Source organism: Mucilaginibacter sp. P5_A6, assembly GCF_056400585.1.
In genome coordinates this window covers 83,362-102,212 of record NZ_JBFUKZ010000005.1, presented here as the reverse complement: position 1 = coordinate 102,212, position 18,851 = coordinate 83,362, and the positions used below count along the sequence as shown (strand labels likewise).

Annotated in this window: 12 protein-coding genes; 3 read left to right on the top strand and 9 right to left on the bottom strand. The window is 45.4% G+C overall.

The annotated features are described in order from the left end of the window. Window positions 1-3: 3 nt before the first annotated feature. On the top strand, window positions 4-3,411 hold the full coding sequence (locus tag AC1DO4_RS07210) for a glycosyl hydrolase (RefSeq protein ID WP_477414295.1): 3,408 nt from the start codon (window positions 4-6) through the stop codon (window positions 3,409-3,411). Between the two features lie 242 nt (window positions 3,412-3,653). Then, window positions 3,654-5,699, top strand: coding sequence for an aceric acid hydrolase (locus AC1DO4_RS07205; protein ID WP_477414293.1), 2,046 nt, complete (start codon window positions 3,654-3,656; stop codon window positions 5,697-5,699). A 500-nt stretch (window positions 5,700-6,199) separates the two neighbouring features. Here AC1DO4_RS07205 and AC1DO4_RS07200 read toward each other — a convergent pair whose 3' ends face one another. Genes AC1DO4_RS07200 through AC1DO4_RS07170 form a run of 7 tightly spaced genes read right to left on the bottom strand, consistent with a single transcriptional unit; the run spans window position 6,200 to window position 15,878 of the window. Continuing rightward, entirely contained in the window at window positions 6,200-8,527 is a 2,328-nt protein-coding gene (locus tag AC1DO4_RS07200) for a DUF5703 domain-containing protein (protein ID WP_477414291.1), read from the bottom strand. Window position 8,528: 1 nt separating this feature from the next. Beyond that, window positions 8,529-9,953 (bottom strand): sialate O-acetylesterase, encoded by a 1,425-nt coding sequence (locus AC1DO4_RS07195; protein WP_477414289.1) that lies wholly within the window; start codon window positions 9,951-9,953, stop codon window positions 8,529-8,531. 32 nt (window positions 9,954-9,985) lie between these two features. Continuing rightward, complete coding sequence (locus AC1DO4_RS07190) at window positions 9,986-11,569, bottom strand: sodium:solute symporter family protein (RefSeq protein ID WP_477414287.1); 1,584 nt, start codon at window positions 11,567-11,569, stop codon at window positions 9,986-9,988. Between the two features lie 12 nt (window positions 11,570-11,581). After that, window positions 11,582-12,733 carry a four-carbon acid sugar kinase family protein gene (locus AC1DO4_RS07185; RefSeq protein WP_477414285.1) on the bottom strand — a complete coding sequence of 384 codons (1,152 nt, stop codon included), beginning with the start codon at window positions 12,731-12,733 and terminating at the stop codon, window positions 11,582-11,584. Continuing rightward, window positions 12,730-13,776, bottom strand: coding sequence for a 4-hydroxythreonine-4-phosphate dehydrogenase PdxA (gene pdxA / locus AC1DO4_RS07180; RefSeq protein ID WP_477414283.1), 1,047 nt, complete (start codon window positions 13,774-13,776; stop codon window positions 12,730-12,732). Before pdxA ends, AC1DO4_RS07185 begins: the two co-directional genes overlap by 4 nt. Next, the gene (locus tag AC1DO4_RS07175; protein WP_477414281.1) at window positions 13,773-14,705 is read right to left on the bottom strand and encodes a dihydrodipicolinate synthase family protein; all 933 of its coding nucleotides are present in this window, start codon (window positions 14,703-14,705) and stop codon (window positions 13,773-13,775) included. The genes pdxA and AC1DO4_RS07175 overlap by 4 nt, the downstream gene beginning before the upstream one ends. 6 nt (window positions 14,706-14,711) lie before the next feature. Further along, window positions 14,712-15,878: an iron-containing alcohol dehydrogenase gene (locus AC1DO4_RS07170; protein ID WP_477414279.1), complete on the bottom strand. Its 1,167-nt coding sequence runs from the start codon at window positions 15,876-15,878 to the stop codon at window positions 14,712-14,714. A gap of 446 nt (window positions 15,879-16,324) precedes the next feature. Between AC1DO4_RS07170 and fbp the strand changes: the two genes are divergently transcribed. Continuing rightward, window positions 16,325-17,347 carry a class 1 fructose-bisphosphatase gene (fbp, locus tag AC1DO4_RS07165; RefSeq protein WP_477414277.1) on the top strand — a complete coding sequence of 341 codons (1,023 nt, stop codon included), beginning with the start codon at window positions 16,325-16,327 and terminating at the stop codon, window positions 17,345-17,347. Here fbp and AC1DO4_RS07160 read toward each other — a convergent pair. Continuing rightward, window positions 17,344-17,598, bottom strand: a complete 255-nt coding sequence (locus AC1DO4_RS07160; protein WP_477414537.1) for an ankyrin repeat domain-containing protein — start codon at window positions 17,596-17,598, stop codon at window positions 17,344-17,346. The two genes, fbp and AC1DO4_RS07160, sit on opposite strands and share 4 nt — an antisense overlap. Before the next feature lie 68 nt (window positions 17,599-17,666). Next, a complete protein-coding gene (locus tag AC1DO4_RS07155) occupies window positions 17,667-18,776 on the bottom strand; it encodes an acetyltransferase domain-containing protein (RefSeq protein ID WP_477414275.1) in 1,110 nt (369 codons plus the stop codon). Window positions 18,777-18,851 lie beyond the last annotated feature (75 nt).

Genomic DNA, 18,851 nt, shown 5'->3' with positions numbered 1-18,851 from the left:
TTTATGAAAAGGTTCATCCTGGTACTTCATACATGTATTTGCTGCATCGCATTGCAGGGCAGGGCCCAGGTGCGGAGTGTTTCCTATACAAAGGACGAATTAAAACAAGCTTTTTTGCACCCCGCCGAGGCCGCGAAACCCTGGGTGTTCTGGTACTGGATGCAGGCAGCAGTAACACGCGAGGGCATCACTGCCGATCTGCAGGCTATGAAGCAGGCAGGCATTGGCGGCGCTTATCTTATGCCAATAAAAGGAGCCGCAAATCCGCCATACTTAACTCCACCGGTTGAGCAATTAACGCCCGAATGGTGGGCTATGGTGAAATTTACCATGCAGGAAGCCGATAGGATAGGCGTTAAACTGGCTATGCATGATTGTGATGGTTTCGCGCTGGCAGGCGGGCCATGGATCACACCCGAATTATCGATGCAAAAAGTGGTTTGGTCGAAAGTTAAAGTAGCCGGGGGTAAAGTTTATAGGGATACTTTACCAACTCCGGTGCATTACAAAAACTATTATAAGGATATCGAAGTGCTGGCCTATCCCTCTCCGCAGGGTGAGGGCATCAGCAGTTATGATGCACAACCTAAAGTAAGCACCAGTATTGCCAATGCCGATGTTCAATACCTTGCGGAAAAAAACAATAAAAAGGGTTTTACAAGCAATGAGCCCTGTTGGATCCAGCTGGAGTTTCAAAAACCTTTTACCTGCCGCACAATTGTTATCCATACTGCAGCCAGCAATTACCAGGCAGAGCGGTTGCTTATCGAGGTTAGCGATGATGGTAAAAACTTCCGGTCCTTAGGCAGACTTAATCCTCCCCGGCATGGCTGGCAGGATGGGGACTCGGAGATCACCAACGGAATTCCTGCTACTACAGCCAAATATTTCAGGTTTATTTATGATAAAGCGGGATCGGAACCCGGTGCCGAAGACCTTGACTTTGCCAAGTGGAAACCCACATTAAAGTTATCGGGCATCGAGTTATCGTCCGAAGCGCGCATCCATCAGTATGAAAGTAAAACCGGCGAAGTATGGCGGTTAAGTAAAAGAACCAGCGCAGCACAATTGCCCCCTGAGCTTTGTGTTGATAAAAGCAGGATCATTAACCTCACGGATAAATTGAGCCCCGATGGTAAGCTCAACTGGAACATACCGGCAGGCGAATGGACAATATTACGCATAGGCCACACCTCAACAGGCCATACCAACGCTACCGGTGGTGCAGGCAGCGGTTTGGAATGCGATAAGTTTAATCCTGAAGCAGCCAAAGTACAATTTGACCATTGGTTTGGCGAGGCCATCAGGCAGGGCGGGCCCGATCTTGCAAAAAAGGTTTTAAAGATCTTTCATGTCGATAGCTGGGAATGCGGCAGCCAAAACTGGTCGCCGGTTTTTGCCGGGGAGTTTAAAAAGCGCCGGGGGTATGATGTGCTCCCTTACCTGCCGGTGATGGCGGGTGTACCTGTGGAAAGCGCCGATGTATCTGAAAAAGTGTTAAGCGATATAAGACAAACCGTTGCCGAATTACTGGTTGATAATTTTTACGGCACCATGGCCAAAATGGCCCATGAAAAAGGCTGCGAGTTTACTGCCGAAAGCGTGGCCCCAACCATGGTAAGCGATGGTATGCTGCATTACAGCAAGGCAGATATCCCGATGGGCGAGTTTTGGTTTCGCAGCCCTACGCATGATAAGCCTAATGATATGCTGGATGCGATATCGGGAGGGCATATTTATGGTAAAAATATTATCCAGGCCGAAGCATTTACCGAGTTGAGGTTATTATGGGACGAGCATCCGGCCATGCTGAAAACTATGGCCGACCGCAATTTTGCCCTGGGTATTAACCGCCTGGTATTCCACGTAAATGTGCATAACCCCTGGCCCGACCGTAAACCGGGAATGACCTTGGATGGCATCGGGGTATTTTTTCAACGCGACCAAACCTGGTGGAAACCCGGTAAGGCATGGTTTGATTACCTTCAGCGTTGCCAGGCATTATTACAAATGGGCCATCCGGTTGCAGATATAGCTGTATTTACCGGTGAAGAAACACCCCGCAGGGCAATTTTGCCTGATAGGTTGGTTGCTACCCTGCCGGGGATCTTTGGTGCCGAAAGAATAAAACAGGAAGCCGAAAGACTGGCCAACAAAGGCGAGCCGATAACAAGTAGCATCTCAGATGCCAGTCACTCGGCCAACATGGCTTTGCCCGAAAACTGGATTGATCCTTTACGTGGCTATGCCTATGATTCCTTTAACCGGGATGCGTTGCTGCTTTTGGCCACAGTAAAGAATGGCAGGATTGAGCTTCCCGGTGGTGCAAGTTACGCCATGCTGGTAATTCCAGGCGCGCATTCCATGTCGCCCGATCCGGGTTTGATGTCACCGGAGGTTGTAAAAAAGTTGCAGCAATTGATTAAGGATGGCGCAACTGTACTGATTAATAATAAACCGGTAAAGGCTATTGGCATGACTGATGACCAGCAGTTGAAACAAGCCGGCGAAGCATTATGGGCATCAGCTAAAGACAAAACCACCCACGGCAAAGTTTTAACCGGGCCATATAAAGAAGAAACTTTTGATAAGATAGGCATATCGCGCGATGTGATCCTTAAAGACCCTGCAGGGAACTACGCTGATGGTATCGCCTGGACACATCGGCTTGCGCCTGGTTTTGATATTTATTTTATAGCTAACCAACAGGAGCAACAACGTACGATTGAATTATCCCTAAGATCAACAAAGGGCGACCCCGAACTTTGGGATGCTTTAACCGGCAAAAATGTTTTAGCTGCTAATTGGCAGGTAATAAAGGGCCGCACCGTTTTGCCTTTGCAACTCGCGGCAAACGGGTCTGTGTTTGTTGTGCTCAAAAAAGGCGCTGCCCCGCTTAAAGTGGTTCAGCATGTTAAAGGCGAAAAGGAAACGCTATTACAAACGCTTAAACCACAATGGGAACTTAGTTTCGACCCTAAGTTTGGCGGTCCGGCAGTGCCTGTTATGTTTGATAGGCTGGATAGTTGGTCGGAACGGCAGGAGGAGGGTATTAAATATTATTCTGGTACGGCAATTTACAAGCAAACTTTTATCAATGGAGGAGTAGTGGCCGAAACATGGCTCGACCTTGGGAAGGTCGCCAACATGGCACAGGTTTATGTAAATGGTATTGATTGCGGCGTGGTCTGGACTTACCCTTACCGGGTAAATATAACCAGGGCAATAAAGCCCGGCGCTAACAAGCTGAGCATCGAAGTAACCAATACCTGGGCCAACCGCCTGATGGGCGACCATGCCAAACCCGAAAAAGATAGAATTACCTGGACAAATGCACCATACCGTTTAGAGGGAAAGGCTTTGCTGCCCGCCGGTTTATTGGGGCCTGTGAGGCTGGTATGGGTGCGATAAGAAAGGAAATGTGCAAGATGTACAGCATGTAGGTGGAACGCTGGCGACGACTCACCCCGGCTACGCTGCGCCGGCCGACCCTCTCTCCGGCTTACACCGCAAAGAGGGTTGGGGAGGATTTTTTTAATTTTCAACCCCCTCTATGCGCGAAGCGGAGAGAGGGGTGACGAGCGCAGCGATGTCGGGGTGAGTCGACTCGGCGCAATACAGGCAGTATATTAAAAAGGAATAAAATATCGAATATGAAAAATATATGGAAATGTGCGGGGATTTTGTTGTGCCTGGCATCAGTGGTTAAAACGTCTTACGCTCAAAATAAGGGGCTGGTTAATACAGGTAAAAGCCCCTTTGCGCAGCTGAGCAGTGTGGATATGGGTAATGTAACCTGGACGAACGGCTTCTGGGCAGACAGGTTTAAAGTTTGCCGCGATACCATGATTCCCAACCTGTGGCGCGTTTATACAGATCCGAAGATCAGTCACGCTTATCGAAATTTCGAGATAGCCGCCGGGCTGGATACCGGCTCGCACGAAGGGCCGCCCTTTCATGATGGGGATTTTTACAAACTGTTTGAGGCGGTTGCCAGTATGTATGCCTCAACGCACGATCCTAAATTGGATGAGCTGATGGATAAAACCATCACCGTGATTGCCAAAACACAACGCGCGGATGGCTACATTCATACCCCCACAATTATTGAGGAGCGCAAGCATACCGGCAAGGAAAAAGCATTTAATGACAGGCTAAATTTTGAAACCTATAACCTGGGCCATTTAATGACCGCTGCCTGCGTGCATTACCGGGCAACAGGCAAAACCACCTTGTTAAAAGTGGCCATAAAAGCAACGGATTACCTGTACAAGTTCTACAAAACGGCATCGCCGGAACTGGCGCGGAATGCCATTTGTCCATCGCATTATATGGGGGTGATTGAGATGTACCGCACTACGCGCGATCCCAAATACCTTGAGCTGGCAAAAAGCCTGATCAATATCAGGGGCCTGATGGAGAACGGTACCGATGATAACCAGGACAGAATCCCTTTCAGGCAGCAAACCCAGGCTATGGGCCATGCGGTGCGGGCCAATTACCTTTTTGCCGGCGCCGCCGATGTGTACACTGAAACAGGTGATACAACCCTGATGCATACGTTAAACCTGATGTGGAATGATGTGGTAAACCGTAAAATGTATATAACGGGTGGCTGCGGCTCGCTGTACGATGGCGTATCGCCCGATGGTACATCCTATAACCCCAATGATGTGCAGAAAGTACACCAGGCTTACGGGCGCGATTACCAGCTGCCAAACTTTACCGCGCATAACGAAACCTGCGCCAATATAGGCAACGTATTATGGAACTGGCGGATGCTGCAAATTACCGGCAAAGCCCAATATGCCGATGTAATGGAGCTGGCTTTGTACAATAGCGTACTATCGGGCATCAGTTTAAGCGGGCGGAATTTCCTGTATACTAATCCGCTGAGTTATTCGGATGATTTGCCCTTTAGCCAGCGATGGTCGAAAAATAGGGTGGGGTATATCAAGCTTTCCAATTGCTGCCCGCCGAATGTGGTGCGAACTATAGCCGAGGTGAGCGATTATGCCTATAGTGTATCCGACAAGGGCCTGTGGTTTAACCTGTATGGCGGCAACACCTTATCAGCAAGGTTAAAAGATGGCACGCCAATTAAGCTTACGCAAACTACCAATTACCCATGGGATGGTAAAATTACTATCCGTTTGGATGAGGTGCCGGATGATAAAGCGTTTTCCATTTTTCTGCGGATACCGGGTTGGTGTAAGGGGGCCAGCATTAAAATGGCAGGGCAGCCGGTACCGCAACTGGATACATCGCCAGGGGCGTACACGGAGTTAAAAGCAGTATGGCGAAAAGGCATGGTTATAGAACTTAACCTGCCCATGCCGGTAACCATGATGGAAGCTAATCCCCTGGTTGAGGAAACCCGTAACCAGGTAGCCGTGAAACGTGGCCCGGTGGTGTATTGCCTGGAGTCGGCGGATCTGACCAAAGGACAAAAACTATTCAATATTGCTTTATCGGCCCAAAACGAACTGAAGCCGGAAATGATCATGATTGATAACAGCAGTATCATGAGCCTTACCGGCAAAGCCGACGTACGCAACGAGGCCAATTGGAAAAACCAGCTTTACAAGGAAGTATCAGCCCCAAAACAAAACGCAGTGGATGTAAGACTAATCCCTTACTACGCCTGGGGCAACAGGGGCCACGTAGATATGGAAACATGGATCCCGTTGGACAGATAGCTTTTGGGTGAAAGGCGAAAGGCGAAAGGCGAAAGGCGAAAGGCGAAAGGCGAAAGGCGAAAGGCGAAAGGCGAAAGGCGAAAGGCGAAAGGCGAAAGGCGAAAGGCGAAAGGTAAAAGGTTTTACGCGGTTTCAGGAACGGTGATTTAAAACTTGCGAAGTTTTTGAAACTTCGCAAGTTTGGTTGATGCGCTTTTAAGTTCATTTTTAACGCCGGTAATTTTTAAAATAGCCCGAAATTTTGTAAATTTGTGTACCGCCCGGCCAATACGTTACTTTTAAAAATAAAAGTAAGCTTCCGAAGATTAAAAATATATTTAAGTTGTTGGTTTTTAGATACTTAATTAAAATTCATCGGTGCACGAAAGGTAACCAATGGTGTATCAAAGGTGCATGAAAGGTGTATCAAAAGGTATCTCAAAGGTGCGCGAAAGGAGCATGGAAGGTTATGGTTTAACAGCTGCACAGGGAAGCTTTTTTTCTCCTCTTTCCGGACTTTGCTATTCTGCTTTTTGATCTTTAAGCATCAGTATAATATCCTTCTTTCTTTCCTCCGGGATGACCTTTAAATTTTCCACTTTTCCGTTCTTCAAAATGCCTTCAACCGTTGTATTGTAAGGTGCGTGCAGCTTAAAATGTACATCCCAATCCTTTGGCCATGCCGGGAAGAGGTAGATTTTTTTATCGTCAACCTGCATCAGCATTTCCTGCAAACCGATCATGCCCGAACCTCCCCAATTATGGTCGGGCGTCCAATCGAAACCCGGTCCCCAAAAAGCCGGGAAACGCCTGCCGGAGTCTTTGAGCTTAACGGTGGTTAGTTCGGCGGCTTCTTTGGTTAAACCCAACCGGGCTGCAAATATATTATCCTGTTTCCAGCCCATACCACTCCTGAATTTGATGGCAAGGGTATCATATTTCCAGCTGTTAAGGGCTACGTCTAACCCTGGTTTGCCAATGCCGTGTATACCCCAGGGAAAAACAGTGTAAAATTGGGTGCTCTCTACATTACTTACCCGTTCCCATGACTTTGCAGGGGTTAGAACCTTATGCCCGTCTATTTCATGATAAGTAACAGGAGGGATGCGTTTTAAAAATCCCGTTAGTTTTAACCGTTCATCTTTGTCTAAATAATTATCGGGCAAAGCCAGCAGGCGCCGGGTAATGGTTTGTAAAGCCGCAATAGTAGAGTTGGAGTTATAGGCCATCTTAAACGTTTCGGCTCCCGATCCCGGGTATAATACCAAATGGCCATCGCCATCCAGCGGCTTGCTGCCGCGTTTAAGGGCAAGGTACTGGTAATGCTCATCAAAAAATGTTAAACAGCTCCCGATAAAAGGAATATACTGGTGGATATCTTTATCAGCATAGCGCTCCGTTTCCAGCATCATGAGGCAAAACTCAAAAACGGTATCCCAGGTATATTCCAGCCATTGGTTGTATTCCAACCCTTTATCAAAACCAATAGGGCGTTTCCAGTTGTACTCGGCACTGTTTGGCAGTCCGAAATTTTCCAGCTGCTCGGTAAAAGCCGCCCCCTTATGCCCCCAGTAAACCTGGCTGCGCAGTTCGGCATTATGTAAGGATCGCAGGTAGAAATCGAACTGCGGTTTCATCATATCGATGTCGCCGCTTTTAAGCATCGGGTAATAAACCAGCCGCTGGTTTTGGGCTGTCATCAAACCACCGCCCCAGTTACGAAAATCGGGTGTGTAATTGGTTTTGTCACTTACAAAAACCGGGTCGTAGGTGAATAGTCCGCCATTAAATTTTGTAGGGTACTCCCCGTAAGCATTGCAGCCCAACATATATCTGAACAACTGGTAATTTTTGCCGGTTTGCCATGCGGCCGTGTCCTGGTTGTTTTTAGGGTTGATGTAGATAAAGCTTCTATCCCAATATTGCTGCCACCAATTGGCTGTTTGCCGCCAGGCGGTTTTGTTATGGGCATCGGCATCAAGTATGCCTTTTTGCAGGTTGTTTTGCCATTCGGAAACAGCTGCTGTTTGTGTGGTATTAAGATAGATAGCTATGTTTTGGGTACAGGCTGGTTTAACACTTTGCAGTTTCCAGCCCTCAAAATCAGTATCCATGTACTTACCGCTATAAGTGCCGGCGGCTTTAAGGTTTTTGCCCAGCATTAACCCGCCAAAAGTGAGATTTTTAAGCGGGTTAAACAGCTGGTTTTTCACAACATCCATACCCTGCTGCTTCACAGTTACATCAAATATGGTAGAATCAAGGTTATGATGGTAAAAAAGGATTCCACCATCCCGGAAAGCGATTGAATCCTTTAGCGTTTTAACATTACCATGCGCACCAAATTTCCAGGAGCCCTGGTTGTTTTCAACACCGTTTACAGGTCTGTCTTTATATCGCCAGCTTTCAAAAGCTGCTTCGATTTTTATAGCTTTATTGCTGTTGATCTCCAGGTGAATCACCGGCCGGTACACATCAACCCAAAGCTTTATTTCTGCGTTGATACCGTCATTTTTCCCTGTGACAAGTACCGCTCCGTTTTGCAGCATTAACCGTTGTTTAAATTCGGTACCGTCAAAAGGATTTGGGGAAAGCTTTACCCTTACACGGCCAGGTTTGAGCATAGCATTGTTTTCATCAAACGTACCGCTGCGGGCTATATAGAAAAACAGTTCGCCTTTTTCAACCCATACGTTTAAACCTACATCACCACCGCCACAAGGCATAGATTGGCCTGAATTTTGGCTTTGGCTGGTCCAGGTAACATTATATTGCTCAATACCTTTATCGGTTTGCGCATAGGCAACATCGCCCCATAATATAAATATAAACAGCCACAGGTTTTTCATATTACCAATCGTCTGTCCTGAATGAAGATACGGGTAGTCCATTGGTGCCAAACAGATCGCCAATTACAAAATCGCTAAAAGCATAACGTACAGCAACAGGTTCTTTTACCAATGGAGATGAAACCACAATAGTACCGCCCGAAATAGCGGCCTGCGCCGGGTAAAATCTTTTGTCTTTCCCGGCAATTTCAAAGTATTGGAGCGGTTTGCTGTATGATGTCAGGCCATTTTCGGCATGCTCAAACCTGATAGTGGCTCTGCTGCCTTCAATGGTCATTGTTTTATATAGCGGACTTGCATAATCGAAGCCGGTTATGCCATATGTTTGGGCAAGGGCAAGATAAGCCAGGCGCGTACCGGCCGGTTCTTTCCGCGGCGGATGAATGGTTGCCTGTTCGCCCACATCAAGCAGTACGGCCATACCGCTATTGGGGATTATATTTAATGATTTTCGCTGGGCATCGCGCAGGTAAGACGAGTTGTATTTGCCGCCTGAATTGTATGGCGGAAGCTGGGTATAATCATAGGGCGCTATCTGTACATAATAAAAAGGAAAATCGCCTTGCTGCCATAATTCGCGCCAGCGCTTCACCATAGCCGGGAAGAGTTTTTCATACTGATCGGGGCGTTCGTAGTTTGATTCGCCCTGGTACCAAATACAACCTTTAATGCCATAACCAATTACCGGGTTAAGCATGCCATTAAACAGCGTTGTTGGCGTACGCGATACCGCTTTAATGGAGTCTGTTTTGGCGGGGATTTTTATTTCGGGAAAGTTTTTTAATCCTTCAGCATCCATCCAGGCTTCTGCGCTCGAGCCTCCATAGCAATTGCTGATAAGGCCGATGGGGATATGCAGTATATCATTAAGCAGGCGGCCAAAATAATAGCCCGTGGCACTAAAATTAGCCACAAACTCCGGCGAGGCGACATGCCATTCGGACGGCTTACTGTTTTCCTGTGCTTCGGTTACAGATGAACGGGGAACTGTATAGATATGAATATTATTGTTCGCCGATCTTAATATGGCATCAACCGAACCGCTGATAGGCTGGCTTTTATAACCCTTCATCGGGATCTCCATATTTGATTGCCCTGTACAAAGCCAAACTTCGCCAATAAGTACATTATCGAGCTTTATGGTATTGCCATCGCTGATAGATACAGTATACGGACCTCCATACACTGGGGTCGAAATTTTTACCATCCATTTACCACTGGCATTTGCCCTGGTTTTATAGCTTTTTTTATTCCAGGAGGTGCTTATTGTTACACTGGAGCCGGCTTTGTCCCATCCCCAGATGGGTACACTGCTTTGCTGCTGCAATACCATATTGCTGGTAAACAAGGAAGCCAGTTTTACCTGCGCGTTCGCAGGTGCATATAAAAATAAGATAGGGGCAAACAGGATGATTAATTTCTTCATTCGTTTTTTTTATAGAGTGCCGGTCAACAATCTCAAATTGTAACCTCATGTTGCTCACCGATCTTACCGGCGCGTTTAGCTTCGAGCCAGCCGCTGAAAAGTAGGTTTTTGTTGATATCAGGCTTCGGCCAAAACAGGCTGGCTACCGATCCAACAACGATCACAACCAGGTGACTGTAAACGCCCAGCATGTATTTATGCTGATTAAAGTTGTATTCTTCCAAATCGAGCAGGATATGCTTTTGAGCACCTAAACCAATTTTGGTGGAGGTTAAAAAGGCATAAGCCGTAAATACAATACAGGCTGCTATCCCTATATTAAGTCCCTGCCGGTTGGCACGGCTGCTAAACAATCCTAACAGGAATATACCCGCAATCCCTCCCGAAAATATGGCATACAAGGTGAATACGATACCTAAAGCCCCCTCATCGCCTGCAAGCAGGTAAAGCGAGGCAATCATTATAGCGCCTATACCTGCAATTACTACTATCCACCTGCCCGCTTTAAGGTATTCTTTATCAGTTTTATTTGGCCTGAACTTTTTGTAATAATCTTCAACCCCGATGGCCGAAAGGCAGTTCAGATCGGCGCCAAGACTTGATATGGCAGCTGATATTAACGCAGCCAAAATAAGGCCGACTACGCCTGTAGGCAGCTTGCTCATGATAAAATAAGGGAAAACCGCATCGGCTTTAATGCCTGCAGGTAAGGGGTTTTGCTGGTAAAAAGCAAACAAGGCCGTACCTATAAACATAAAAAGCGCCCATAACGGGACTGTAAGGGCTACACCCATTATGGAGGCCCGGATGGCTGCCTTATCTGTTTTGGCCGTCAGGTAACGCTGCACCATGGTTTGATCGGTGCCGTATTTTTGTATGGCATAAAACACCCCGTTAATGGCCATCACTATAAAAGTGAGCTTTTTGAAATCCCAGGTGTAGGGGCCAAAATTGTTTTTATGATTGATACTGGCAATATGCCAAAGCTCGGGCAGGCCGCCTTTTATAGAACAGATGAGTATAATAAATGATACGATGCCGCCGCCAATCAGCAGGAAACCCTGTACCACATCAGCCCAGATCACAGCCTCAATACCGCCAATGAGGGTGATAACGATAATGACAAATCCTATGATCCAGATAATGGCGTAGGTATTGGTATCTGTCATATTGGCGAGGGCGAGGGCGAGTAAGAAAAATACCGTGCCCATTTTTGAAAAATGGGTTAATACAAAGCTTATTGAGCTATAAAAACGGGCAAAAGTGCCAAAGCGTTTTTCGAAATATTCATAGGTGCTTACCCCAATAACTTCGCGGTAAAGGGGGACAATAAACCATACTATTAAAAGCAATATTATCGGCACCATTAAACCCTGTACAAGCAGGATCCAGTTTGATGAAAAACCTTCCCCGGGATAAGCCAGGAATGTTACACTACTAATGAGCGTAGCCATAAGCGACATGCCAATTGCCCAGGCGGGTATTGAGCCGCGCGATACAAAGTATTTTTTGGTTGAATTTTGTCCTTTTGAAAACCTTATGCCTATGGTTAATGAAATGGCCAGCGCTAATGCTATAATAATATAATCTGCCAGGTGCAGGGTTTCATGTTTCATAATCAGGTATAATTAATTGGTTACCCAAACCGCGGCAGGCCACTCATAGCTGCCGGGCTTTAAAGTTACATATAATTGGGTATCACCAGGTACGCTCATACGGATAACACCCGGAGCTAACTGGTTAACAGGATACATTTTTTTAAAATTTAACTGGCTTAAAACCGACCATGCAGTTGCACCGCCTTCAATTAACAGTTCATTTAGCGTAGTGTATTGGATCACCTGTTTTACAATGGCGGCTATTTTATTACTTAGTAAAACGGGATCGATTTTTATGCCACTGATAGAATCAGGATTTATGGCGATGATAGCATTATTTTGCTGAATAATACTTGTGGCAACGTGACTGGCAAACAGATAAATTATTTGCTTGTCATCATCTTTGCTGCAAACGATGGCCGCCGGTACATAATGTACAGCTATATTGTTCAGAAGGCCATTATTGACCGCAAGTTTGCCCTGGTAAAATGTGCTGCCAAATACAAACAAGCGTCGGCCTAGCAAGCCTGGATATGAATAACCGGCCGGTTGTGCAGAGAACAGGTGTTGAAGCAGATTGTTAAATAAACCTGATGCACCGGCTAAAAGTGTATCGCCATCAGCTTGTTCAACCCAATAGTTTAAATCAATTTCATCAAATACCTCACCAACCATAATGCCGGTTTCCGGTAATTCTTCCCCGGTTTTTAATAAGTTTATCGGGTTGGCTGCCCTAAGCATTTCTTTAACATTTGATGTTGTTGCCGGAAATGCAGGATCATTGGCATAATCGCTAAGGTGTATCGGCTCGTTTTTATAATAATAAATACCGTCAACAATCTTTTTTTCATGTGATGGATTGCCCGGGATAATTAATGTCCTTTTTAATCCGGATACCGCTAACTGGCTTTCAATTTCATTTAAAATATGCCCGCGTAAAACAGAATCTATCTTTTTAAAAATGAGCCTGGGTTTAAGCGACATCAATTGAATGGTGAGTTCGGCCATGATGTGCGTGGCCTCGGCTTCGGGTAATGAACGTGTATTGGTTGCAATGATAAGCAGGTCGGCATTACAGTTTGAATCAATAACGGTACTAACCTCGGTTTTTAGCTTATAACCAAGGCCAATGCCGGCAAGCTCTGCTGCTCCTGTTAAATCATCTGCAATTACAGCTATCATGCGTTTTGCATTATCCTGTTTTTACTAAGCTGTATGGCCGATTCAATAGCCAGTATCATTGCATCGCTGCTGGCTACTCCCTTTCCTGCTATTTCGAAAGCCGTTCCATGATCAACCGAAGTGCGTATAATAGGCAATCCCATGGTAATATTCACTCCTTTTACACTATCCATCTGTTGTTTTTGCGCGTTCCATTTAAAGCCGGTAAGCTTAAAGGGGATGTGCCCCTGGTCGTGATACATGGCCACTACGCCGCCGTAATATCCTGTTGAAGCTTTTGAAAATAGCGTATCGGCAGGCACAGGACCCTCTACGTCATAACCTGCCTTAAGCGCTTCCTGTACGGCAGGCAGTATTTCCTGATCGTCTTCCGTTCCAAATAAGCCGGAATCACCCGCGTGAGGGTTAAGACCGGCAATGCCTATTTTGAGGTTGGTTTCACCCAATTGAATCAATCCACTATGTAGCAGTTCAATTACCTGTACAATACGGTCTTTTTTTACCAGGTCGCAAGCCTGCCTTAGCGATACATGGGTTGAAACGTGGATTACTTTCATGTTATCCTCAACCAGCAGCATGGCGTATTTTTTAGTACCTGTAAAATGCGCGTATATTTCTGTGTGGCCGGCAAAATGATGCCCGGCCTCGTTTACCGATTTTTTATTGATGGGCCCGGTAACGGTGGCATCAACCTCACCTGCAAGGGCAAGATCAATCACTTTTTTTACGGCCTCAAAAGACGCGTTACCGGCCATAGCCGATATTTCGCCAAAACGGAGCTGGCTCATATCAACATTTTGAAGGTCGTACACATCGGGTTCGCCGTAAATAAAGGCGGCATCCTTTATACTTTTTATAGGGTTGATGGTGGCCTGCATGCCAAGCCTTTTAACAATATCATTAAAAACAGCGGCATCGCCAATAATTACAGGGCTGCATATATCAAACAATCGTTTGGTAAGCAGGGCCTTTATAGCTATTTCGGGCCCTATACTTGCCGGATCGCCCATGGTGATGCCTATAATTGGTTTTTTATTGATCATTGGTAAATTGGTAAATTAAGGTTTTCGCGGGTTACTATGTTTTGCAGGTCCTGCTGTAACTGGGCGGCACTTGCTTCTGATACCGGTTGCAAAGGCGGCATCATGTATGGCTGGCACAGGCCGGCGCTTTGCATTAATGATTTTAAAGCGGCCAACGAGCCGCCCAACAAGCGCTTGCCCTGGTACAGATCGCCAATTAAGTTTGAATGTTTTTGTAAAAGCAGTGCGGCAGGTTCGTTATTATTGTCGGCAGCTACAATCATTTTATAGTAAATATCCGGAAACAGATTGCCGGTACTTGGTACAAGCCCATCGCCCCCGGTAAACAGGGCATGTGCAGATTGTGCCCCCCATCCTAAAAAGTGGCTGAAATCGGGCCTTTTAGCCCATAAACCGAGCGACTGCTTTAAACGTTCATAATTGCGTTCAGAATCTTTTGTACCTACTATATTTTCGTGATGGCTTAACTCATTAAGTAAATTTAACTGTATAGATACATTGGTTGTAGCCGGTATATTATAAATAATAAGCGGCAACGGAATGTTATTGGCCAGGGTTTCAAAGTAATTTTTTATTTCGGCCTCTGTTAATGTAAAATAGGTTGGCACGTGTGCTACCGCTACATCAACCCCCTCATCGGCGCATTGCCTGGCCATTTCAATTGATTCGGTTACGCAATTTGATGATATACCTGCATACAGTAGTTTATGGGGTTGCTTAAGTCTTGCGGCCAGCTTTATAAAGTCGCGTTTAACGTCATTTGGCAATGATGGAGATTCGCCCGTGGTACCCAAAATAAAGGGAACACCTCCATAATTGAAAATATTGTCAAAAATTTTCTCAACAGCTTCATGATCCAGCTTGTGATTTTCGGTTAAGGGTGTTATTGACGGTACCACTAAACCGTTGTATTTCTTTTTTACTTTCATTTTATTTCAATAAGCTGCTTCATAAATACTTATAGCATCTTTAAAAGCTATTGTACGTGGGTTGTTTTTTAGTAATCGTGTAATTTTCATTGCATCAGTGGCCATTATTGGTATAGCAGCTTTATCTATGCCCGCCTCGCTCAGCCCTCCGGGGATGCCACATTGTTTTAACAGGTCGCGGACTTTTTCGACACCGGCGTACGCGGTTTCAATGTCACTATCAAAGCTGTTACAGCCGAGTGCACGGGCCACATTTGCATAACGGGCAGGAGCAGCAGGTATATTAAACTTCATTACATGTGGTAAAAGCAAAGCGTTTGACAGGCCATGTGCTAAATGAAACATGCTGCCTAAAGGATAGGAGAGTGCATGTACGCCTGCTGTATTTACCGGCCCTAAACAAAAACCGCCCAGCATACTGCCAATGGCCAGTTGAGTGCGGGCAATTTCATCCGTCCCGTTATTAACCGCTTTTACAAGGTTGCCCGCAATAAGCCGCATGCCTTCATAAGCATACATATCAATAAATGGATGACCAAATATGTTTGTATAAGCCTCAAGGCAATGTGTAAGCGCGTCAAGCCCGGTGGCGGCTGTAACATCAGACGGCAGGTTAAATGTTAGTGACGGATCAATTATTACCGTATCCGGAATAAGGTATGGACTTATAATTGCCTTCTTTTGATTATCGGCATCATCAATGAGTATGGCATTTGGAGATACCTCGCTGCCTGTGCCAGCGGTTGTTGGTACACAAATTAATTTTATACTGCGGTTTTTAAGCAGGCCAATGCCGGCAATGTCGCTTAGGCTTTGGTCGTTATTAATTTGAGCGGCTAATAATTTTGCAATATCAAGTACACTGCCACCGCCAATACCAATAACTACATCAATAGGATTACCGGCTATAGACTTTAATAAAATATCAAGATCATCGTACGATGGCTCCTGTATAACAGAGGTGTTTACCAGGATATTGATGCCCTGTTGCTTTAGTTGTTGTATAAGCGGGTTAAGCCTGGTTAAAAGTGGATTTATAGTAATTATTAATACATTGGTATACCCGGCGCCAACAATTTCGTCTTCCAGCTTCAGGATAGAATTTGTTCCGATAATAATTTGAGCCGGGAATCTTATCGTAATATCCCGGAAGGCAGTATTTGTTTGTATCATTTAATAGAAATACGCTGTTTAAAATTGAACACCACTTTGCCAGGAAAAATAATGAGTTCGGTTGCTTAGTTGGTATAGACAAAGATGTGTAAAGACCTATATGGTTTTTACCTATCTGTTATCAAATTATTGTACGATATTATCTAAAGAGTTACCGTCTTTTATGATGAAAAGAAATATAATAATTAAGCTTTAAGTATAAATATCAATGATGACCTTATGTTGACAGGGTATACAGGGTTCAAATCCTTAAGACAGTGCATGACAGTTAGGGGATACAGCCCAACTACCTTAGTAAAAAGGGATTTGGATAATAACCCGGCTATAATTGACCCGTACAAACAGGCACCATAAACCTGCCTGGTATTTAAAAATCACCTTTTGACACCTTATAAAGCACTTTGCTCCAATGCAAAGGTTATGTTAACAAACCAGTAAATATTTATATGAAAGCAGTAAAAACGTTAGGACAATTTATTATAGAGAAACAAAGTCATTTCCCGTATGCAAAAGGGGAACTTTCCAGGCTTTTGCGGGATATTGGTATTGCTGCAAAAATTGTTAACCGTGAAATAAATAAAGCCGGCCTTATGGATATTATTGGTGAAACCGGCGAAACCAATACACACGGCGAACAGCAAAAGAAAATGGATATTTATGCCAACGAGCAATTTATTGCGGCCCTTAAAAGTGGGGGCGAATGTTGCATTGTTGTATCAGAGGAAAATGAAGAACATGTATATATTGACTCAGACATATCAAAAAATGCCAAGTATATAGTTGCTATTGATCCTTTGGATGGCTCATCAAATATTGATGTAAATGTGAGCGTAGGAACTATATTTTCTATCTATCGCAGAAAGTCGAACACTGGAAAAGCTACGCTTGATGATGTTTTACAAAACGGAACCGAACAGGTTGCAGCCGGGTATGTAATATACGGCTCATCAACCATGCTTGTTTATACCACGGGGAAAGGTGTTAATGGTTTTACGCTCGATCCCTCCATAGGGGAGTTTTGCCTGTCGCACCCGGAAATGAGTATTCCTAAAGATGGTAACACTTATTCAATAAATGAAGGCTATTATATGCATTTGCCGGCCGGGGTAAAAAAATATATAAAATATTGCCAGGTGGAGGATGACGAAACCAACCGGCCGTATACCTCAAGATATACCGGTTCGATGATTGCCGATGTTCATCGTAGTTTAATTAAAGGGGGCATATTTATATATCCAACTACTTCAAAATATAAAAACGGAAAGCTGCGCCTGGTTTATGAATGTAACCCTATGGCATTTATAGTTGAGCAAGCTGGGGGGATAGCCTCAAATGGCTATGAAAGAATACTTGAGTTAGAGGTGGAGGAGCTTCACCAACGCTCTGCTATTTTTATTGGTTCAGAACAGATGGTGGAAAAAGCACAGGAGTTTATGAGGTCTTTTTCACCTCAAATAGTTAATGCTTAATTAAAAAAAGGGAGGCGGGGACCCGGCGGGGGGCTATCATAACCATTTTTTAATAAGTTAATAATGTCGTGGTGCCCTTTGCGGGTAGCCCAGGCCAGTGGTGCCGACCAGCCCGCGCCAGAGCGGTTGGGGGCGGCACCCTGTTGTAATAAATATTTCACCATGCCCAAATGCCCCCAACGGGCCGCCAACCCTAACGGTGTAGACTGATATTCTTCTTCTATGGCATTTATATCTGCTCCATATTTAATTTAAGCAGCAGTTGCAAGCAACCCCACATCGCCCACCCGCGCAGCCCCGGCGGCTGCTTTTCTTTGTATCACAGGTATTTCAGCCATGGTTGATGCGGGTGTAGTGATTTATACCGGGCATACCAGCGACAGGCCAGGTACAGTAAAATTTCGGTTATGGTAAAAATGAGGTATAGCAAGGGTAAACCCCAGCGCCGGTCTTCCGGCACTCCTGCAAAAGGTGCAGTATGATACCATTCCTGGTGACTATTGCCATACAGCACAAAATTGAGGCCCAGCGCCAGCAGGTGAATCAGCAGGATATGCAGTATGTAATAAAACAGGGGTACCCGGCCAAAAGTGGTTAATACACCGGCAAACCAGCCGCGCACTTTCTCTACAAAAGGTGTCAATGCTATCAGCGGCCCCAGAGTCATGAGCAGGAAGAGTTGCGAGGGCGGATATTTTTGCTGGTTCAGCAAACGGTAAATAAAGGGCATATCGCCTTTATTTACAAAAAAAGCCAGTAAACTGCCCGCCACCAAAAACAAGGCGGTAGCCGAAAGTCCGATCTGCCGGCATAACCTGTTACGTTTAACCGGTTCTATAGTCAGCAGCTTCCCAAAACCATAGCCCACCATCATCACCCCGATCCAGGGAACCAGCACATACAGTACATTTATCCAGCCTAATCCATCTTCGCTGTTAGGATAAATGAAATGCCACCATGTCCAACTTGCCGGCGCCAGGCCGAATAGTTGTTGTAAAGCGATCATAACCAGCCCGGAGATCCAAACTGCACGGACAGGCAGCCAGACAATTGCTGACATCAATACCATACACCAACCCAGCATCCAGATTACCCCGGCCAGCATGAAGGATTTAAAATCCAGGTTAAAAGTCCAGCAGAAACGGATAAGTGTCAGCTCCAGCGCTACCAACAGCAGGCCACGAACCAACAGATAGCGCGACAAGACCCCACGGTCATTCAGTTTTTGGTAATAGAGAAATGCCGAGGCTCCCGCCAGGAACACAAAGCCCGAAACACAAAAATGGGTAACCCAGCGGGTAAAGAAAATAGCGGGGTCACGCCCGCCGGAAGGCATACCTGAATAGACGCGCACATGGTCAATGGCCATCAGCACCATGATAGCGCCGCGCAAAAGGTCAACAGAACGTACTCGTAGGTTATTTGTCATTACACAGGTCCGTTAAATAGTTTTCAATAATTGAATATTTATTTTCAGCAACGATAAATGGTAAACAAGGTTTTT